The 19,830-nt window shown below is 53.2% G+C and carries 11 protein-coding genes; 3 read left to right on the top strand and 8 right to left on the bottom strand.

From position 1 onward, the window contains the following. Positions 1 to 181: 181 nt before the first annotated feature. From plsY to uvrA, 8 genes are all read right to left on the bottom strand, one after another. Positions 182 to 826 (bottom strand): glycerol-3-phosphate 1-O-acyltransferase PlsY, encoded by a 645-nt coding sequence (plsY, locus tag JT719_RS23775; RefSeq protein ID WP_207436265.1) that lies wholly within the window; start codon positions 824 to 826, stop codon positions 182 to 184. Positions 827 to 1,044: 218 nt separating this feature from the next. Beyond that, positions 1,045 to 6,156 carry a hypothetical protein gene (locus JT719_RS23770; protein WP_207436264.1) on the bottom strand — a complete coding sequence of 1,704 codons (5,112 nt, stop codon included), beginning with the start codon at positions 6,154 to 6,156 and terminating at the stop codon, positions 1,045 to 1,047. A 25-nt stretch (positions 6,157 to 6,181) separates the two neighbouring features. Beyond that, positions 6,182 to 7,015, bottom strand: coding sequence for a 50S ribosomal protein L11 methyltransferase (prmA, locus tag JT719_RS23765; RefSeq protein ID WP_207436263.1), 834 nt, complete (start codon positions 7,013 to 7,015; stop codon positions 6,182 to 6,184). A gap of 268 nt (positions 7,016 to 7,283) precedes the next feature. Further along, positions 7,284 to 8,048, bottom strand: a complete 765-nt coding sequence (gene tpiA, locus JT719_RS23760; protein ID WP_207436262.1) for a triose-phosphate isomerase — start codon at positions 8,046 to 8,048, stop codon at positions 7,284 to 7,286. Positions 8,049 to 8,198: 150 nt separating this feature from the next. Next, positions 8,199 to 9,350, bottom strand: a complete 1,152-nt coding sequence (locus JT719_RS23755; RefSeq protein ID WP_207436261.1) for a lycopene cyclase family protein — start codon at positions 9,348 to 9,350, stop codon at positions 8,199 to 8,201. Beyond that, positions 9,340 to 10,005 carry a carotenoid biosynthesis protein gene (locus tag JT719_RS23750; RefSeq protein WP_207436260.1) on the bottom strand — a complete coding sequence of 222 codons (666 nt, stop codon included), beginning with the start codon at positions 10,003 to 10,005 and terminating at the stop codon, positions 9,340 to 9,342. The genes JT719_RS23755 and JT719_RS23750 overlap by 11 nt, the downstream gene beginning before the upstream one ends. A 310-nt stretch (positions 10,006 to 10,315) precedes the next feature. Continuing rightward, positions 10,316 to 10,996 (bottom strand): YiiX family permuted papain-like enzyme, encoded by a 681-nt coding sequence (locus JT719_RS23745; RefSeq protein ID WP_207436259.1) that lies wholly within the window; start codon positions 10,994 to 10,996, stop codon positions 10,316 to 10,318. Between the two features lie 186 nt (positions 10,997 to 11,182). Beyond that, a complete protein-coding gene (gene uvrA / locus JT719_RS23740) occupies positions 11,183 to 14,002 on the bottom strand; it encodes an excinuclease ABC subunit UvrA (protein ID WP_207436258.1) in 2,820 nt (939 codons plus the stop codon). Positions 14,003 to 14,274: 272 nt separating this feature from the next. Between uvrA and JT719_RS23735 the strand changes: the two genes are divergently transcribed. The 3 genes from JT719_RS23735 to JT719_RS23725 all read left to right on the top strand — a co-directional run bounded on the left by JT719_RS23735 (position 14,275) and on the right by JT719_RS23725 (position 19,828). Beyond that, positions 14,275 to 14,406: a 30S ribosomal protein THX gene (locus JT719_RS23735; protein ID WP_207436257.1), complete on the top strand. Its 132-nt coding sequence runs from the start codon at positions 14,275 to 14,277 to the stop codon at positions 14,404 to 14,406. 257 nt (positions 14,407 to 14,663) lie between these two features. Continuing rightward, complete coding sequence (locus tag JT719_RS23730) at positions 14,664 to 15,047, top strand: hypothetical protein (RefSeq protein WP_207436256.1); 384 nt, start codon at positions 14,664 to 14,666, stop codon at positions 15,045 to 15,047. Between the two features lie 386 nt (positions 15,048 to 15,433). Beyond that, complete coding sequence (locus JT719_RS23725) at positions 15,434 to 19,828, top strand: CusA/CzcA family heavy metal efflux RND transporter (RefSeq protein WP_207436255.1); 4,395 nt, start codon at positions 15,434 to 15,436, stop codon at positions 19,826 to 19,828. Positions 19,829 to 19,830 lie beyond the last annotated feature (2 nt).

Genomic DNA, 19,830 nt, shown 5'->3' with positions numbered 1-19,830 from the left:
GAAATTAAAACAAAAAGCGCCATTCTCCTTGAAGAATGACGCTTTGCAAAGGAATTCGCTCCCAAAAGGAATGGTTTGCTACTTCGGTTAAGCCTTTTTCAGGTTACTTCTCTGAGTTTTTCACCTGTTTTCCTGAAATCAGACTGGAAACAGATTTCAGTGTCTGTCGCTTATAAGCAGGTTACCGGCGCCGGAAGAACCCGATGTTGGCTTTGCTCTCCACGCCTTGCAGCAATCGGTTGATGTTCTTTTTATGGGTGAGCACCACCATGACCGCAATGAACACGCCAAAGATGAGCAAAAGCGTATCATCTGTTTTGAACATAGGCAACAGCAAAAACAGCGGAAACGCAATAGCGGCCAGCATTGAACTTAAAGAAACGTAACTGGTGAACATGAGCACGGTAATGAACACGCCCAGACACAACAACGCCACGGGTAAATGAACGGCCAGCACCATGCCCATGAGCGTAGCCACCCCTTTGCCTCCTTTAAAGCCTACGTACACCGGAAAAATATGCCCAATTACGGCCACCACGCCCAGAATCAGTTTGAACATAATCAGCTGGTCTTCGTCTATGGCCCCCCACAGCACCAGCAGATTGGCCAGCGAGGTAGCGGCCCAGCCTTTGAAAATATCTACCGCCATGACAATGGAGCCCGGTTTCTTGCCTAGTACCCTGAAGGTATTGGTGGCCCCCGCATTACCGCTGCCATGCTGCCGCACGTCTATGCCATAAAACCGTTTACCCACCCATACCGCGGTGGGAATGGCTCCAATCAAATAAGCCAACAGAATAATTCCGCCAATAATGACTACCTCCATGCGCGTGCCTTGTTATGTAGAGGATGCTCTCTTTTGTGCTGCGAGAACACCCTGCCCTTCTATAGATATATTTGGTCAAATATAGGAAAAACCCATCACCCAAGAACCAGCGTGTGTGTCTGCCAGAAAAGCAACATCCCGTTTCCAAGCTAATTCCTGAGTTTTAGCCTGAAAACGGGATGTTACCCCCAAGGGTTAGAGTTTAGACAAATGGAGAATTAGTTGCCTACCGGATCAATGTCTGGCGGGGCTTCACCGCTTTTCTTTTTCTTGTCTTTTTTCTTTTTATCGGTTGGCTCCTCAGTTACCGGGGTTTCAAAACCAGAAGGAACCGCGTCTGTCACCTCGGCCTTTTTCTTGTCCTTTTTCTTTTTGTCGTTTTTGTCTCCCAGTTCTTCTTCGCCGTAAACCGGCACATCAAACCCGGCAGGCACCGCATCGGTCACCGTCTCAGACTTTTTCTTCTTTTTGCCTTTTTTATCAGACTCGGCGTCTTCCGGGGCAGTGTCAAAGGTGTTGTATACGGGTTGCGGCGCTGCTTTCAGCGGCTCTTTGCCCAGGTACGTTTTCCGGAAGTAATTCACGAACTCCATCTTATCAATGTCCTCGATAGGATAGAACGAGTACTCGCCGGCAATCCCTTTTCCTCTGGACTTGGAAGCCACCGCGGCATTGAAGTTAGGATCTGATGAAGTTACCCCTAAAGCTCCCTCGTAGAAGTTGAAGTAGTACCATACATACGGGTTCACCTCCAAGTACATAGAAACCACATCGCCGGCGGCACCTTGCTTAATCTCCATGTGCCCGTTGATTTTGGCGTTCACATCGGTTTTGCCAATACCAGCCAACCCGATAGGGCCAACGCTGTACCAGGCATTCTGCTTAGGCGACCACTTCAGTTGCACCTGGCTCAGCACCAGGCTGTGAATCAATTTAGGCGAGATCTTGGAGAACGGCACGTAGCCTTTGGCGGTCATGGCGGTGAAATCTGCCACGCCTTTGTCGCCAATGAAGGCTGCCAGTTGGTACGGCAGGTGCGGGCTGCTGAGGTTCACTCCTTCGGGCAGGCCTGCCACATCTTTGGCTACTTTCAGCCCCATGCTCTCAATGGCCTTTTCAGGAACGTCAAAATCAAAAGCCATGAAGGTATCCAGTTCATACAAGCTGCTGTCTGTACGGCCGGTACCACTTCCTACAGTCTGTAGCCTGAACTCCTTGATAGGCTTGATCAGCTTGAACTCTCCTTCATAGGTGGCTTGTTTGGTGGCATCATTGTACTGCAGCACATTGCCGGTGTAAGAGTTGCCGTAAGCACGACCTTCACTGCCTATCTTGTACTGCTTGGTTTCCTTGTCAAAAGACAGCAGACCTTCTACCTCAAACACATCCAGATCATCGTCAAACTGCTTTTTAGACACAAACGTGTTGTAAAGCTTGCCCGAGCTGGTGTTCACGTGAATACCCGTTTTCAGCGGTGTACCGTCTGGCAGTGTTGGTTTATTGATTTCCAGGCGCACATTCTCGGGGTCCACATCGTTCCGGACATACGGGAACCAGTCGGCGCTCTCACTTCCGCTGAAGAGCAGCTTGGCGTGGCCGTCAAAGTTGAAGGTCTTTTTGTTAGAGGCCAGGGCTACATTACCGTGGTAGCGCACTTTAGGAATGATAAAGAGCGTGTCTTTCTCCTTTACCGTACCCTCTGCCAGGAAGAACGGCACGGCAGGCTTCTCCTCCTTCTTGTCTGACTCAGGTCTCTGCCACGCAAATTTGTCAAACTTGATGTTGTAAGAATCACCGCTGGAGTTCTTGAAAGCATAGACCGCATTACCCGTAATCCCGAAGCGGTTGTCTATGTGCACCTCACCTCTGGACATCTGGTGGAACTTCTGCACAGAGTCCATTGCCAGGCTAGCTCTGCGCAGGGTTCTCAGTTCGGCATCTTTCAGGAGCTGCACCCGGTTACTGTCCGGGATGATGTAGCTATCCCCGATTGGAATGTACGGCACCCCTGAAGCCACCAACGAGTAGTTGCTGAAGTCATACGTAGCACTTTTGGCTCTGAAGCTCAGAGAATCATCGCCAGACTTCATGGAGTAGAAGTAAGCGTGGTCCTCGCCGTCGTTGCCGGTGGTAAGCGTCAGTTTCTTGGCTTTGAAATCCCATTTACCCGCGCCCAGAGAAGATTTGTACTGCGCAAACGGGAACACCGTAGTGGCATTTCCTTTCCGTTCTGCATTGTACACGGCATATCCTTCATCCATGTGGAAGTCCAGGAAAACGTCATGCGTGGAAAGGGCTGGTTTCTTCTTGTCTGCCGAGGCTACTTCCATTGAGGCATTGTTCCCGTGGATAAGGCCTTTCTTGAATACAAACAAAGGAGACCTGATGGCTACCTCAGGGTTCTCTGCTACCCCGCTACCGAAGAGTGAAGACGGAGTAAAGCCTAACATTCCCTTGTAGGTAAACCGGTCATTGAACATGCTCATCAGCTCTCTGTTTACCGTGTGGATCTGCAGGGTGTCTTTGTACGGCTTCCAGTTCATTTTAAAGGATTTGAACGTTCCGCTGGGGTAAGATCCCTGGGCCACGGTTCCCTCTCTGAAGTTTCCTTTCACCCCGGCGTTGGTAATAGCAGAATCCAGGAAGAACACGAAGCCAGGCGAGTGCATGGTGGCAGTCTGGTAGCTCAACACCCCTTTCCCTCTAAGTCCTTTGGTGTCCATAGTGAGGGTATCGGTGAACTTCCCTTTGCCGCCGTACACACTAAAGCCGCCTTTTGGTACCGGGTACTTGAACCCAAGCGCCCCATCGGGCTGAATGGCCAGTTTGGTTTCAAACGGTGGGAAGATGCCCCCCGAGTTGAACGTTCCCTTAAACCCGATCACGTTCCCCTTAGAACTGGCCATGCTGTCTACCTTGAACGGCGGGATGAAGAAGTACACGCTGGTGTCATACACTCCGCCCAAAATCTCGGGCTTATTGAAATACACCGTAGCCCCGGAAACCGCATCCAGAGAAGGATAGCCCGGGTATTTCTTGCGGCCCGATTTATTGTCTGGGCGGTTAAGATACAGTTTGGCTTGGCCCTTGCCTCCGCGGTTTACCAGGGTAAAGGGCGTTTCTTTCTCCTTGCCATCTTTCCCTTTGGTTTTGGTGGTCAGAACGGTGGAGTCAATCTTGGCCAGGTCAATAAAGAAGCCATCGTAGTCAAACAGGAATTCCTTACCCTTGAACGTGAAATTGGAAGACTTCACTTTTCCGTTGAACAAGATGTTCCGGTTCTTCTGAATGCGCACAATCTGGCTGTCTGGCTCTGCAATCACCGAGGAGTCTGAGTGGAACGCAAATTTCTCCACTCCCCGCAGCACCAACTCCCCAGAAGCAAGGTTTAAGGTAGCGTTGCGCCCCGCCGGAGACAAGGAGTTCAGGTGAATGTAGTCATAGTCTTTCTTGTCTCGGGATGCCGCGGCGTAGTGGAATGCTTTTTCCCGCAGGCGCACGTACCCAGTCTTAGGGTCATAATCCAGGAAGCTGTTTTGGGCCAGTGTGGTAAGGGCCGGATGCAGCATCTCCTTTTTGATCTTGGTGTCTTCCACCATCTCGTTCAGGTAGAAAGAATGGGTGCCTCTCTTCTGGCTGTAGCCCACCACGGTGTACAGTGGGTGGAAATTAGAGATGGTCTTGATCTGCTGAAAACGCGTTTGGGTAAAGTATTCCTTGGAGCTTACCTCTACCGGAACCTCATTTTTAGCCGTAAGAATGGCGAAATCTATTGCTGGGTTTTTCAAATCCCACACCGCCATATCAGTGGTTAATTCTACCTGGTTGTAAGAATGGTAGTAAGGCGTTTGTTTGTAAAGGCCATCTGGGTTGATAAGCACCAACCGCTTCTGCTCTCTGTTATACTTGAACTTCACTCCAGGGTGCGTTACCGAGTCCTGACCCTGGAAGATAGCGATGCCGGCTTCTGGGGCAGTCAACAAACTGTCACCGATGGTGTAGTTGCGGGAAGTGGCTCTGAATTTACGTTCTCCGTTATCAGAAACCCAGATAGTGGAAGGACTGCCATCCAGGGCCGCACTCATAAGCGTACCACCCGCCAGGGAAAGACCTCCCAGGTATTGGATATCGGCCCCGAAGCGTTTGATCTTGGCATTGTTGGTATGAGAGATAAACTTAGGGAACCCGTTGTCTCCATTGGCCTTAGGTTTGGTGAGTTTGTACTCCAGGTTACCACGGATGCTGTTCTCCAACACCGCCGGATACGTAAGCGTCACGTCCTCGGCCTTGAACGTAGGCTTAGCTACTTCAAAAGAAAGACCTTTGAACTCAGCGGTAGCGTCACTGCCCAAGCGGTTCCAGACCAGCTTTCCGCCCTGACCTACATACAGGCCGTTGGCTAAGGAGATGGCACCGTTGGCTTCTTTGATGGTGACGGAGTCATACGCGGAGGAGAAAAGCAGATCTGTTTTCTGCAGCACTACCACCGGGCCAGCCAGCACAGGCAACGGGCTTGCCACGTATTCTGGCTGCAAAGGCGCCGCAGGTTCTTCTTTTACCGGAGCCGGAGTCTCTTTTTTGGTTGCAGTACTGGTCTTTTTGCCCGTAGAAGTTTTAGACTTGGCAGCCGTTGCTTTAGGCTTGGTTACTTTCTTAGGGGTTTCCCAGGCAGCCCAAGGGTCTTCCTCTACCTGCTTCACTTCTTTTTTGGGAGCAGGAGCGGGTTTCTTTGGTGCCGCGGCCGGTGCAGTAGCTTTAGCAGCCGGGGCCGGGGCGGCCGGAGCAGGCTCGTTATCCCAGCCCGAATCTACAGCGGGTGCCGGGGTGCCCTCGCGGTACTCAAACGCGAACACACCGTTGATGGCCTGCAAGCGGTTGGTAGGGCCTTTGTACAGCGCCTTGGTGGAAAGGAACTGGTGCGTGTTGGCCAGGAACTTCTCAAAAACCTTTACATCCTGCTTCTGTAGCGTCTGGTCTACCACGTTCAGGAACTGGTCCAGGTTGGCGCCGGTGTACTGGTGGGCGTTCACACTGGTAGCCACAGAACCCAGGAAATTCTCAAAGTGCGGCCTTGATTTGAACTTCTTCTTCAGCATCTGCTGGGCCAGGTCCATGACTTTGGCTTGCTGCTTGGGGCTCACCTTGCCGCTGTTCCAGGCAGTTTCTATGCCGGTAGCCACCTGAATGGCCGCTTCGTTCTTGGTGCCGGCCATCATGGCCTTCACATCCGCAAGAAACTGTTGCGGATCATCGGCAGAAAGCTTATAGGTCTGTCCGTAGCCAGCCAGACCGGTCAGAAAAAGAATCAGGAAAAGATAAAAGTGCTTCATAAAAAGAAGGTATACTGCCTGTTTATTAGCCGTTTTTCCGGAAAATAGCCGAAACCCAGTTGTTCTTGGTTCTGGAGGATTCAAACGTGAGGCCCAGTTCCTGCGCACGCTCCTGCAGAATGGGAAGGTCTTCGGTATAGAAACCGCTCAACACCAATGGACCGCCCGGCACCAGCAACTGCACGTAAACCGGCATGTCTTCCAGCAATACGTTGCGGTTAATGTTGGCCAGTATCAGGTCAAAAGGAGCTTCGCCGTTCAGGACAGAGGCATCGCCCAGGCGCACCTCTAGCGTTTTGCAATTGTTACGTTCAGCGTTCTCGCGGGCGTTTTCTACGGTCCAGTCTTCAATGTCTACGCCCAGTACCTGAGTTGCGTCCAGCTGCTCGGCCATAATAGCTAGGATGCCGGTGCCGCAGCCCATGTCCAAAACGCGCTTACCAACGTGATCCAGGGTCAATTGGTTTTCGATCATGAGGGTGGTGGTCTCGTGGTGCCCCGTACCGAACGACATTTTAGGCGTGATCACAATGTCATAGTCCACGCCCTCGGGCTTAGGGTGAAAATCGGCACGCACGGATACTTTCCCGGCGATCAGCAGCGGTTCAAAGTTCTTCTCCCATTCCTCGTTCCAGTTCTGCTTGGCAATACTTTGCGTCTGGTACGGGAACTCGCCGGCAAAACGGTACCGCTCCAGCACTTCCTGCAGGTCTTCTTCAGAAAAGCGCTCTTCTTCAATGTAGGCCTGAAAACCGTTCTCGGTATCCTGAAAGGTATCAAACCCCAGTTCCCCCAATTCTGCGATTAGGATTTCTGAATACTCCGGCGAGGCGGTAACCGTAACTTCAATAAAACTCATAGGTGTTCTTCTAAAATTTCTGCCATTTGGCAGAGGATGCGGTAAATATTGGAACGAAAATAAGAGGAAAATCTTGCGTTTTAGACTTATTTCTAGAAAACAAGGTTAAAACTCCCGAATGAAGTTACGCCTTAGATTTGGCTCTGGCAAAGAGTAGAGAGGGCTATAACGCATTTCGGGCCTGTTTTCTGCAAAACAGGCCCGAAACATAGAATTAGAACTATATAAATACTTCCGTTGACTTCAGCGCGATTTCACGTGGAAACGGTTAGAAAGATTTGATGATGTCTGTGAAATCTCTTGATTTAAGCGAAGCCCCGCCAATAAGACCGCCGTCTACGTCTGGCTGCGCGAACAGCTCTTTGGCATTGCCCGGGTTGGCGCTGCCGCCGTACAGGATGGTTTTGTTGTAAGCCGCCTCTGCATCAAAAATGCGCGACAGTTCTTCTCTGATGCTGGCGTGCATCTCCTGCGCCTGCTGGCTGCTGGCGGTACGGCCCGTGCCAATGGCCCAGATAGGCTCATAGGCAATCACAATCTGATCAAACTCTTCGTTGCTCAGGTGCGCTACTGTTTCACGCAGCTGTTGGTTCACGTATTGGAAGTGGTCTTCGGCCTCGCGTACCTCCAACGGCTCGCCGCAGCAGAAGATCGGCTTGATGCCTTCTTTCAGGGCAGCTCTCATTTTTTTCAGGAGCAGATCAGCATCTTCATGGTGGTACTGCCGACGCTCTGAGTGGCCTACCAGCACGTACTCCACACCTACTGATTTCAACATAGCCGCTGATACCTCGCCGGTGTAGGCGCCGCTCTCATGCGCACTCACGTCCTGCGCTGCCAAATGCATGCGTGGGTTGCCCTGGATTAACTTACTGATGGACTGCAAGAAGGGGAAAGGCGGCGTCACAATTACCTCTACGTTGTCATTGGTGACCTCGTCTTTCACCATGTTATCAATCTCGCTTACCAGCGCTTGGGCATCCTGGTAGGTTTTGTTCATTTTCCAGTTACCGGCAACAATGTTTTTTCTCATAGCCATGAATAGATATTTAAGGAAGGTGACGGTCTCTCAGGCCGTCACGTTTTAAGATTATTTTTCAGGAAACAGGGCAAAAACAGCCTCCCCTGCCGCCGCTAAGTTAAGAATTTGTGGTTGATCTACGCGCCGACCTCTGGATTTGTGCTACACGTGCAGGCTTTCTTTGAGAGCCGCCGGCAGAAAGATACTTTTCTCCACGGCGTTCATGATCCGGAAGTCTTCCCAGAAAGAGGTCTCTTCGTTCAGAAACTTCAGGATGAGCGGGGCAGGCAGTTTGCTGAACAGGTCATGAAACACCTGCCGCGGCTCCTGTTTCTTCTCCAGCAACACCCGCAGGAAAATACTGTCATACAGGCCAAACTTATTGAACCCGGCTCCCTGGCCCGCCAGCGGTTCTTTGCCTTGCACCAGATTGCGGGCAATAGCAGAGCACTGCCGCTGAATAAAGCTGAAGGTATAGCCGGTAGAAGCCTTGGTGGCTCCCCCTGCCGTCCCGATGTTGATAACCCGTTCGCTCAGCTTCTTAGGAAAAGGCGCATCGGTCATGGGAATGATCCCGGATTCCTCGTGCGTAATCTGATACTCGGTAAGGTGCAGGAAGTCCCGGAGGTAGGCTTTTAATTCCTGATCATACGCTTCCTGGGGCAACTCCGTCTCCGAGAAACCGGTGTATTCCACCAGCGCTTCGTGTGCGTTGGTGGGCAGCACGTACATAAAGCGGCAATCATGATGCTGCTCCACCCGGAAATCCATCAAGGTAGGCTCCGAAGGGTTGAAGACGAGTTGGGGAGTTTTGATGAAAATACCCTTGAAATGCTGCACCATGTAATGCTTCTTAGGCAGTTTCTTGATTTGGAAGAACGCACTGTTGAAGACGTACTGCGCCTGGTACACACCTTGTTTGCCGTGCACCACGCCGTTTGGCTCTACCCGCACAATGTCTTCCTGCCTGAACTCCACGTTGGGATGCTTTTTTAACAACCCAAGGCAGTGCTGGTAAAAGGCGAGACTGTCTAGCATTTTATATTGGTACGGCCTTATGTCCAGCAGCTTGGAAAACGTGGGCGAATGGAAATACAAAGCAGACCACTTGCTTTTGAGGCAGCTCTCAAACGGACTATCTTCGGTTTGCCAGAAGCACCAGGTGCGGTCATTGCTTTGTTTGGCATCGCGGTCCAGCAGTAGAATACGCTTGTTTCGCAGGGGCTCCTGCTCCAGCAGATAGCACAGCAGGCTCAAACCCGCCGCTCCGGCCCCGGCAATGATGTAGTCATAGGTGCGTGGGTTATCCGGCATAGAAGAGCTCTACAAGGTTCAGCAGCAAGAAAAAAACGAATTGTATCAGCAGGAAATAAGGCGCCAGTCGGTTCTGCGAGTTTCTGAGCAGCGGGATGAGCACCAGCGCAAACAAGAAACTGAAGACGTACCAGCTTATGTAATTCTGCAGGGGAGCGGCCTGCGCTTCCCAGTACCAAAAATCGAATTTCTCGCAGACTTGCTCAATCAGAAAATCGATGCTCACAGGCATGGCAGCTGCCACCGCTGCTTTTACCAGAAAAGGCTTTTGCCAGGTGTTCACCACCGTAGCCGCCGCAAAACACAGCGCGGCCCAGTTCATGCCAATAAGCCAAGGCACTCCCATGAACTTCGGACCGAACGCATCGCCGTAGAAATAAGCTCCAAACACGTTCCCCGTGGCTACGCCGATGACCTCGGCGGTAAACCCTACCAGGAACACGCCTATCACCCCAGCCACCATCTTCCACGTTAGTCCCTGGTGGTTCCAGAACAACAGCGCAGTGGCTAAAATCAGGTTGAGCGGGGTATTGCTTAGAAACCAATCCCGGTACGGCGTGTAGAACCCAATGAGTCCGCACCCGTGGAACAGGCACAGCACCCCCACCGACAGGAAAAGCTTGTTAACAGGCAAAGGCACAGAAAGGTCTTTCATTCCCAAAATTGATTTCCAACTAGGCGTACGCGCGAGATGGCAATATAGTGAACCGGTTTGAGAAAGATTTGTTCACAGCGTTTGCGATGCTCAACGCAACCGCGGCTCTCTGGAAAATCTGCGTTCAAAACCCAACTTGGTAAAACAAAAAGACCTGTGAGGTTTTGAAAACCTCACAGGTCTAAAAAGTAACTTCCGTATTCGGTCTGTTTTTATAGAAATAGGGCCAAAACGAAATTATCTTCTTTGGCTGCTCTGATGAGTCTGAATCGCTCTGCAGGAAGGATTTGATTGTCCTCCTAAAGATTACCTATTTCTCCACCACTGTCTTCAGCAACTCAGAGGCAAACATGCTGGCGGGCGAAATCACCTGTTCCTCATACGGAATCTTATTGCCGTACCGCTCACGCATTTTGGCTTGCACCGGTTTTGCGCTCAGGTCAAAGTCTTTCAGTTTCTCCAGCTTACCTACTTCTAACCCTGTGGCTCGCTGGTACACTTTCCAGATGAGTTCTGAACAGTAGATTTTGTCATCTGACCATTCAAAGGTGAGGTCATAGTCTTTGCCGGTGAACTCCTCACCTACTGCTTTCATTTTGGCCAGCGCCGAGGATGTCAACACTTGATCTGCGTTTTTCAGGCGCTTTACTACAAAATGACCGCCTTCACCCCGGTCAATCCACTTGGCTAGTGGCGTACTGGAAACCGGCTGTACCGCCTCAAAGACAAAGTACTGCCCCTTGTCTTCATAAATAATGCCACAGTGGCTGTACTTAGATTTAGTAGCCAGTTGAATGGCCTGGCTTTGGGCGGATCTGGAAGTATGAAAAATCAGGTCTCCGTTCTGGAAGGTCTTTTGCGCGGCAAGTTGCTGCACCTGTTCCTGGGTTTGCGGTAAGCCAGATTTACTATTCCATTTTTTGATACCCAACCCAGCAGATACAATAAGAATAAGCCCTAACAGCAGGAGAAGAAACTTAGATTTCAGCATAGCCTAAGGTAAAGAAATACTGTGCCAAAACAATGCCCTGGCTCAACAGTGAACCACGCAATAGTGCCTCTCATGAATGAATCTGCGGTAAAACAAAAAGCCCTGTGAGGTTTTGAAAACCTCACAGGGCTAAAGAATATGTTTCCGTATTCGGTCTGATTTTCTAAAAATAGCCCCTAAACGGGTTTACGCCTCTAACTTAGGCTTCAGGTACTTGGCGGTGTGGTTGTCTTCCAGTTTCACCATGTCTTCCGGGGTGCCTTCAAACAGCAGGTGACCGCCGTTGGTACCGCCTTCAGGACCCAGGTCAATGATCCAGTCGGCGCATTTCACGATGTCCATGTTGTGTTCAATCACCAGCACGGTATTGCCGTTTTCCACCAGGGCATTCAGGGCTTTCAAAAGCTTGCTGATGTCGTGGAAGTGCAGACCGGTGCTGGGCTCGTCAAAAATGAACAGGATGTTGTCGTTGTGCGGCGTGGCGCCTTTGGTCAGGAACGATGCCAGTTTCACGCGCTGCGCCTCGCCACCAGACAAAGTGTTGCTGCTCTGCCCTAACCGGATGTAGCCCAAGCCCACATCCTGTAGCGGCTTCAATTTTTCCAGGATCTTAGGCTGGTCTTTGAAGAAAAGGAGGCTATCGTCAATGGTCATGTCCAGCACCTCAGAGATGTTCTTCTCATGGTACTGAATGTCCAGGATGTCTTGCTTGAACTTCTGTCCGCCGCAACCTTCACAGGTCAGGTAGATATCGGCCATGAACTGCATCTCAATCTTCACCTGCCCTTCGCCCTGGCACACCTCGCACCGACCACCTTCAATGTTGAAGGAAAAGTGCGACGGCTTAAACCCACGCGCTTTGGCCAACGGCTGATCGGCGTAGAGCGAGCGGATGGCGTCATAGGCTTTCACGTAGGTCACCGGGTTAGAGCGCGATGATTTCCCGATGGGGTTCTGGTCCACAAACTCCACGTGCGCTACTTTGTTGATATCACCGGTGAGTTTATCAAATTTACCCGTGGCATCGGCGTGGCCGCCCAAGGCTTTGATAAGCGATGGAGCCAGAATCTTCTTGATGAGGGTTGATTTACCGGAGCCGCTCACGCCCGTGACCACCGTCATGACGTTGAGCGGGAATTTCACGCTTACGTTCTTGAGGTTGTTTTCGCGCGCGCCATGCACTTCCACGCAGTTGCGCCACGGCCGGCGGGTAGCCGGAACCGACACTTCCATGCGGCCGCTCAGGTAACGCCCGGTGTAGGTATCGCTCTTGAGCAATTCCTGGAACGTACCCTGGAACTGGAGATTTCCGCCGCCAGAACCAGCCTCCGGACCGATGTCCAGGACCTGATCGGCGACTTCCATCATGCCTTCCTCGTGCTCCACCACAATCACGGTGTTACCCATCTGCTGCAGTGAGCGCAACACGCCAATGAGCTGATCCGCGTCTTTGGGGTGCAGCCCGATGCTGGGTTCGTCCAGAATGTACATGGAACCCACCAGCGCACTCCCCAACGAGGTAGCCAGGTTAATGCGTTGGCTCTCGCCCCCGGAAAGCGTGTTAGATAGTCTGTTAAGGGTCAGATAGCCTAAGCCCACGCGCACCAGATAACTCAGGCGGTTGGTGATCTCGGTTACCAGACGCTCGGCCACGGCCATGTCATGCTCGCTCAGGCTCAGGTTCTGGAAGAACTCCAGCGCCTTGGTCACGGGCATGAGTACCAGATCGGTGATGCTTTTGCCGTCTACTTTCACGTAGCTGGCGTCTTTGCGCAACCTGCTGCCTTTGCAGTCGGGGCAGGTGGTGCGGCCGCGGTAACGGCTTAGCAGCACGCGGTACTGAATCTTATGCGTCTGCGCCTGTACGTGCTTGAAGAAATCGTTAAGACCACCGAAGTACTTGTTACCGGTCCAGAGCAGTTCCTGCTGTTCCTCGGTGAGTTCATTGTACGGACGGTGGATAGGAAAATCGAAGCGCACGCCATTCTTGAGCAAGGGCTGCAGCCATTCGTTCTGTTTCTCGGTGCGCCAGGGGGCCACGGCTCCCTCGTACACGGTAAGGCTTTTGTCTGGGATGACCAGGTCAGGATCTATGCCCAACACGCTGCCCCAGCCTTCGCAGGTCTGGCAAGCGCCGTACGGGTTGTTGAAGCTGAAGAAGTTCACGCTGGGCTCTTCAAACACCATTCCGTCCAGCTCAAAGCGGTTGGAGAACACGCGTTTCTCGTCGCCAATCTGTACGTGGCATTCGTCGTGGCCCTCGTAGAAAGCGGTCTGCACCGAGTCTGAGAGACGCATCTGCAGGTTTTCGGCTTCCTCGTCTTTCCGGACCACGGCGCGGTCAATCAGCACGAACACTTCGCCCTTGGGCTCTGGTTTACCTTCGGCGATGAGCTCTTCAATGAAGAAGGGTTCGCCGTTCAGGATCACGCGGGAATAGCCTTTCTGCAAGAGCAGATCCAGTTCTTTGCTGAGCTTGCGGTCTTTGCTCTGCTGCAGCGGAGCCAGGATCATGAGGCGGGTACCGTCTTCCAGGCCCATCAAGAAGTCCACCACGCTGGTGACGGTGTCTTTCTTCACTTCCTGCCCCGAAACCGGCGAAATGGTTTTCCCGATGCGGGCATAAAGCAGCTTGAGGTAGTCGTAAATCTCGGTACTGGTGCCCACGGTGGAGCGGTTGTTCCGGATGCTCACCTTCTGCTCAATGGCAATGGCCGGGCTGATGCCGCGGATGTAGTCTACATCGGGTTTGTCCATGCGGCCCAGGAACTGACGGGCGTAGGAGCTCAAGCTCTCCACGTACATGCGCTGCCCCTCGGCATACAAAGTGTCAAACGCCAGGGAAGATTTGCCCGAGCCGGAAAGCCCGGTGACTACGATGAACTGATTGCGCGGCAGGGCCACGCTCAGGTTCTTCAGGTTATGGACGCGGGCCCGTTTGATGATGATGTGCTCGCGGGCGTCCAGCGCGTCTAGTTCGGTATCTTGAATGAGATCTTCTGTCATAAGGAATTATAGCCTCTCTAGAACATAAACCGCGGCAGAATAATTCTGTTACACAGCCACAAAACGGCGGGAGGCTAAACCGCAAAGGTAGGCATACGCAACGGCATTTAGAAGGAAGCGCCTGAGGTTCTGTTTTATGGCTAGTTTTAGGAAAGTAGGACCTAAACGCCGGTAAAAACTTGCGCTAATTTGCCGGAGTTTGTAACTTTCTCTTCTTAGGTCTCGGAAGAGAGTACTCTGTTTTAATGTTTCACTTACAAACCACAACCGTTATGGGAAAAGGAGATAAAAAGAGTAGAAAAGGCAAAATCAGCAAAGGCTCTTTTGGCAACAGCCGCCCAAAGAAAGTCCAGAACAAGGCCGCCAAGGCAGCAAAGCTTGCGCCGGCCAAAGCCTCGGCTTAGTCACTTCGGTGAAACGGAGAGCCCCGCCAGAAATTGTTTTGGCGGGGCTCTCCGTTTTTAGCCTGTTTCCGGGGAAATAGCTTTGAAACAGAAGGTTACCATAAGTGATGTGGATAGTCGTATAGACGCTCGTAGGAGCTGCGCACACTACGAGGTCTTTTAAACCGGCGACAAACGTAAGTTTCACACTTTCACCTTTTACTTCCATCTTTCTCCCATTACCGCTATCTTTGCCAACAGAACCTCTTCCCCCTGTTGTGAAAGTCAGAGTTATCTTTTTTGCGGTATACCTTTTCCTGGGCTCTCTGCTGCCCAACTCTGATCTGCACGAACTGTCCAAAATCTCTGATCTGCTGCAGCATTACCAGACCCACGTAGCCCTGAACGGACAGCTGAGTTTCCGTGAGTTTCTGGACATGCACTACCAGGGCTCAGAAAACACCCCCTCTGAAAAACACGACCGGCTCCCGCTCAAACAGATGGGCAACTCGGCGTACGATTATTTTGTAGCCATGCCGCTGCTGCAGCCTTCTTTCCAGGTGCAGGAAGCGCAGGAGCCACAGCAATTCACTTCTCATCCCCAATCCCGGGTTCCCGAGGCCTTTACCGGCAGCATCTGGCAACCTCCGCAGGTGGCGTAACACTTCTCCTTTTCTGGCATTTGGCTGATTTCCATTCCTGAACATCAGCCCTTCTTTTCATTCAACTCAGCAGCATCTGATGGTGCAATAACCACGCGTAACACTTTCGCTGTTGCCGTTTGCCCACAAGATGCTTCCAGCATGACAAAAGGAGAAAAGTAGTTCTGTTCTAAAGCCGTTTCTCAGAAAACAGCCTGAAAACAGAAAAGCGCCCGCTCAAAAGACCTCGTAGCGTCCGGAGGACCTGCGAGCGTCTGTGCCAACAACCCATCCAACCTCAACCTCCTTCTCCCAGAAACCGCTGCGCTGCCACAAGCCGGAAGGTTCTCTCATCCTGCTGCTATCCGCCTAAACCGGCGATTGCAGCTTCATCACAACGCAAGAACATGTTACAGAAGATTATAGAGTTTTCCATCAAGAACAAGCTGGTGATTGGCTTGCTCACGGTGGCGCTGGTGGCGTGGGGCGTGTACAACGTGCAGCGCCTGCCCATTGATGCCGTGCCAGACATTACCAACAACCAGGTGCAGGTCATCACGGTGTCGCCGTCGTTGGGCGCGCAGGAGGTGGAGCGGCTCATCTCGTTCCCCGTGGAGCAGTCAGTGGCCAGCGTGCCGGGCGTGACCGAAATCAGGTCGTTCTCCCGTTTCGGGCTGTCGTTGGTGACGGTGGTCTTTGACGAGGACCGCGACATTTACTGGGCCCGCCAGCAAATCACCGAGAAACTGAAAGAAGCCGAGGAGCAGATTCCCGAAGGCATGGGTTCACCCACGCTGGCGCCAATTTCCAGCGGTTTGGGCGAGATTTACCAGTATGAACTTCGGCCAGCGGCCGGATATGAAAGCAAGTATAACGCCACCGAACTGCGTACCATTCAGGACTGGATTGTGCGGCGGCAGCTGTTGGGCACGCCCGGCGTGGCCGAGGTCAGCAGTTTCGGGGGTAAGCTAAAGCAGTACGAGGTGGCTATCAACCCTGAGAAGCTCCGCAGTTTCAACCTCACCATCACCCATATTTTCAACGCGCTGGAGAAAAACAACGCCAACGCGGGCGGCGCTTACATTGAGAAAGACCCCAACGCCTACTTCATCCGCACCGAAGGGCTAGTGAAAAGTCCCGAGGACATTGGCCGTATTGTGGTCACCAACACCGCAGGCGGTGCGCCGGTCTTGATCAGGGACGTAGCTGAGGTGCGAGAAGGTTCGGCCATCAGGTACGGGGCCATGGTAAACGAGCAGGGTGAAGTGGCGGGCGGCATTGTGATGATGCTCAAAGGCGAAAACTCGTCCCAGGTGATTCAGCGGGTGAAGGACAAGGTAGCCGAAATCAGGAAAACGTTGCCCCAAGGCGTGGTCTTGGAGCCGTTCCTGGACCGCACCAAACTGGTAAACCGCGCCATCAGCACGGTAGAGAAAAACCTCGCCGAGGGCGCCTTGATTGTGGTGTTCGTGCTGGTGCTGCTGTTGGGCAACTTGCGGGCGGGGCTGTTGGTGGCCTCGGTGATTCCGCTGGCCATGTTATTTGCTATTTCGCTCATGAACGTGTTCGGCGTATCGGGTAACCTCATGAGTTTGGGCGCGCTGGATTTCGGACTCATAGTAGACGGGGCTGTGATCATTGTGGAAAGCGTCATCCATAACATCCAGACCAGCGAGTATTCGCAGCAGGGCGTGTTCAGGCTCTCGCGCAAACAGATGGACGAGGAAGTGCAGGGCTCGGCGAGCAAAATGATGGGCTTCGCCTCGTTTGGGCAGATCATCATTTTGATTGTGTACCTGCCCATTCTGGCGCTGGTGGGCATTGAGGGCAAGATGTTCAAACCCATGGCCCAGACGGTTTCCTTCGCTATTCTGGGGGCTTTCCTGCTGTCGCTCACCTACGTACCCATGATGTCGTCGCTGGTGTTGAGCCGCAAAACCCAGCACAAAGAAAATATCTCAGACAAGATCATGAACGCCATCAACCGGGCGTACCAGCCGCTGCTCAACTTCGCGTTGCGGGCTAAAACCCTGGTGCTGGGCATCGCGTTGGGGCTGTTCACGCTCAGTTTGGTGCTGTTCACGCAGATGGGCGGCGAGTTTATCCCGTCGCTAGACGAAGGCGATTTCGCCATTGAAACCCGCGTGCTTACCGGCAGTTCCCTCAACGAGACCATCAAAGTGGTGCAGAAAGCCTCTGAGGTCCTGAAAAAGACCTTCCCCGAGGTAGAGAAAGTGGTAACCAAAATAGGCTCTGCCGAAGTACCCACTGAGCCCAACCCCGTGGAACTGGGCGACATGATTGTGGTCCTGAAGGAACGATCTGAGTGGACTAGCGCTAGCTCACGCGTGGAACTCGCCAACAAAATGTCTGACGTCCTGCACCAGAACCTGCCGCAGGCGTCCTTCGGGGTGCAGCAGCCCATCCAAATGCGCTTCAACGAGCTTATGACCGGCGCCCGGCAAGACGTGGTTCTCAAAATCTACGGAGAAGACGTGGACCAACTGGCCCGCGCCGCCCAGAAAATAGGCAAGCTCATCCAACCCATAGAAGGCGCGCAGGACCTGTACATTGAGGAAATGAGCGGACTGCCGCAGGTGGTGGTGGAATACGACCGTGAGAGCATGGCCCGCTACGGCCTCACCATTGAAGACGTGAACCGCACCGTCACCGCCGGGTTCGCGGGCGAGATTGCCGGTCAGGTATACGAAGGCGAAAAGCGTTTTGACCTGGTGGTGCGCCTGAACCAGCAGAACCGACGCGATATTTCTGACGTGCAGCGCCTTTACGTGAGCAACACCAACGGCCTGCAGATTCCGCTGGAACACATCGCCAAGGTGGAGATGAAGAAAGGCCCCAACCAGATCCAGCGCGACGGCACCCGCCGGCGCATCACCATCGGGTTCAACGTGCGTAACCGCGATGTGCAGAGCATTGTCACCGAGATCCAACAGAAAATTGAAGGCAAGATCAAGCTGCCGCCGGGCTACACCATCACGTACGGTGGTGAGTTCCAGAACCTGATCGAAGCCAAGAAACGCCTCTCGGTGGCCGTGCCGCTGGCTTTGGCGCTCATCTTCGTGCTACTATTTTTCGCCTTTAAATCCATCAAGCAGTCCATCCTCATCTTTACGGCCATTCCGCTTTCGGCCATTGGGGGCATCTTTGCCTTGCTCCTGCGCGACATGCCGTTCAGTATCTCGGCGGGCGTTGGCTTCATTGCCTTGTTTGGCGTGGCGGTTCTCAACGGCATCGTGATGATTGGGTACTTCAACCAACTCAAAGCCGGCGGCATGACCAACCTGGAGCAGATCATCCGGGAAGGTACGGCGGCGCGTCTGCGCCCCATCGTGATGACCGCCACGGTTGCCTCGCTCGGGTTCCTGCCCATGGCCTTGTCTTCCTCGGCGGGCGCCGAAGTCCAGAAACCGCTGGCCACGGTGGTGATCGGCGGATTGCTTTCGGCCACGCTGCTCACGCTGGTGGTGCTGCCCATTATCTACTATTTCTCTGAGAAAGGCCTTGGCGGACTGAAAAACACGGGTAAAGGCCTGAAGAAGCGGAAGCAAGAAGTCGCCGTAGGCTTGGTGTTGTTCTGCCTGGCTTTGCCAAAGGTGTCTCAGGCACAAACGCCGCAAATCCTGTCTTTGGCCCAGGTTTTGGAATTAGCGCAACAGAACAACCGGCAACTACGCAGCGCGGCGCTGGAAGTGGAAATGCGCGGAGCCCTGCAGAAAACGGCATTGGATATTCCTAAAACCGAGCTTTCCTACAGCCAGGGCGAAATCAACAGCCCCGTGACCGATGACCGTATTGGCGTGAGCCAGACCATTCCATTCCCCACCACGTGGAACGCGCAGGGCAAATTGCTGCAGGAGCAGAAGAACCTGAGCCAACAGCAACTGAATTTGCAGCAGCACGAGTTAGCTTACCAAGTGAAACAGGCATATGCGCGCCTGGCCTTTCTGCACGCCACGGCCCAGCTGCTGCAGCGGCAAGACAGCATCTTCCAGGTGTTGGAACGGGCGGCCGAGGTGCGGTTCAGAACCGGCGAGACCGGTCTGCTGGAGAAAACCACCGCCACCACCCAACGCTTGGAACTCACCGACCGGATACGCCAGAACCAAACCGCTTTGTCTGTTGCTCAGGCGCAGCTGAACGCCTTGATCCAGGCTCCAGAGCCGCTGGTGATCACCCCTGAACCTCTGCGGGCAGACAGCACAAGCATCGGCGCAGCCGCTTCTGAAAACCATCCGCTGCTTTCTGTGTACCAGCAGCAGATCACCGTGGCCTACCGCGAACAACAGGCGGAGAAAAGCAAATTGGCCCCGGATATTACCCTGGGCTACTTCAACCAGTCCTTGATCGGCACCTATGACATCAACGGCCGCGTTGAAACCGCAGTAGACCGGGGCCGGCGGTTTCAAGGCGTGGAAGCGGGATTAGCAGTGCCGCTGTGGCAGGGACCGCAACGGGCGCGGGTGAAAGCTGCCGCGCTGGGCAAACAAGCCGCCGAGGCCACGCTGCAGAACCAACAGCACCTGCTGCAAAACGAGTGGCAGGCTGCCCAGGCCACCCATCAGCAGCTGCGCCAGAGCCTACAGTTCTACCAGCGGCAAGTGCTGGGGAACGCCCGCCTGACCCTCACCCAAGCTGATAAAGCCTACCGCAGCGGCGAGGCCAGCTACCTGAGTTACCTGCAAGCTGCCGACCAGCAACTGCGCACCCAACAGAACTACCTTCAGCTCCTGCTGGACTTTCAATTAAACGTCTTTCAACTCCAATACTTAGGAGGCAATTAACC

Origin of the sequence: Sabulibacter ruber, from assembly GCF_017355955.1 — a bacterium.
Lineage (GTDB): Bacteria > Bacteroidota > Bacteroidia > Cytophagales > Hymenobacteraceae > Nibribacter > Nibribacter ruber_A.
The sequence above is the reverse complement of the archived record's forward strand: the minus strand, read 5'-3'. Positions and strand labels throughout refer to the sequence as shown.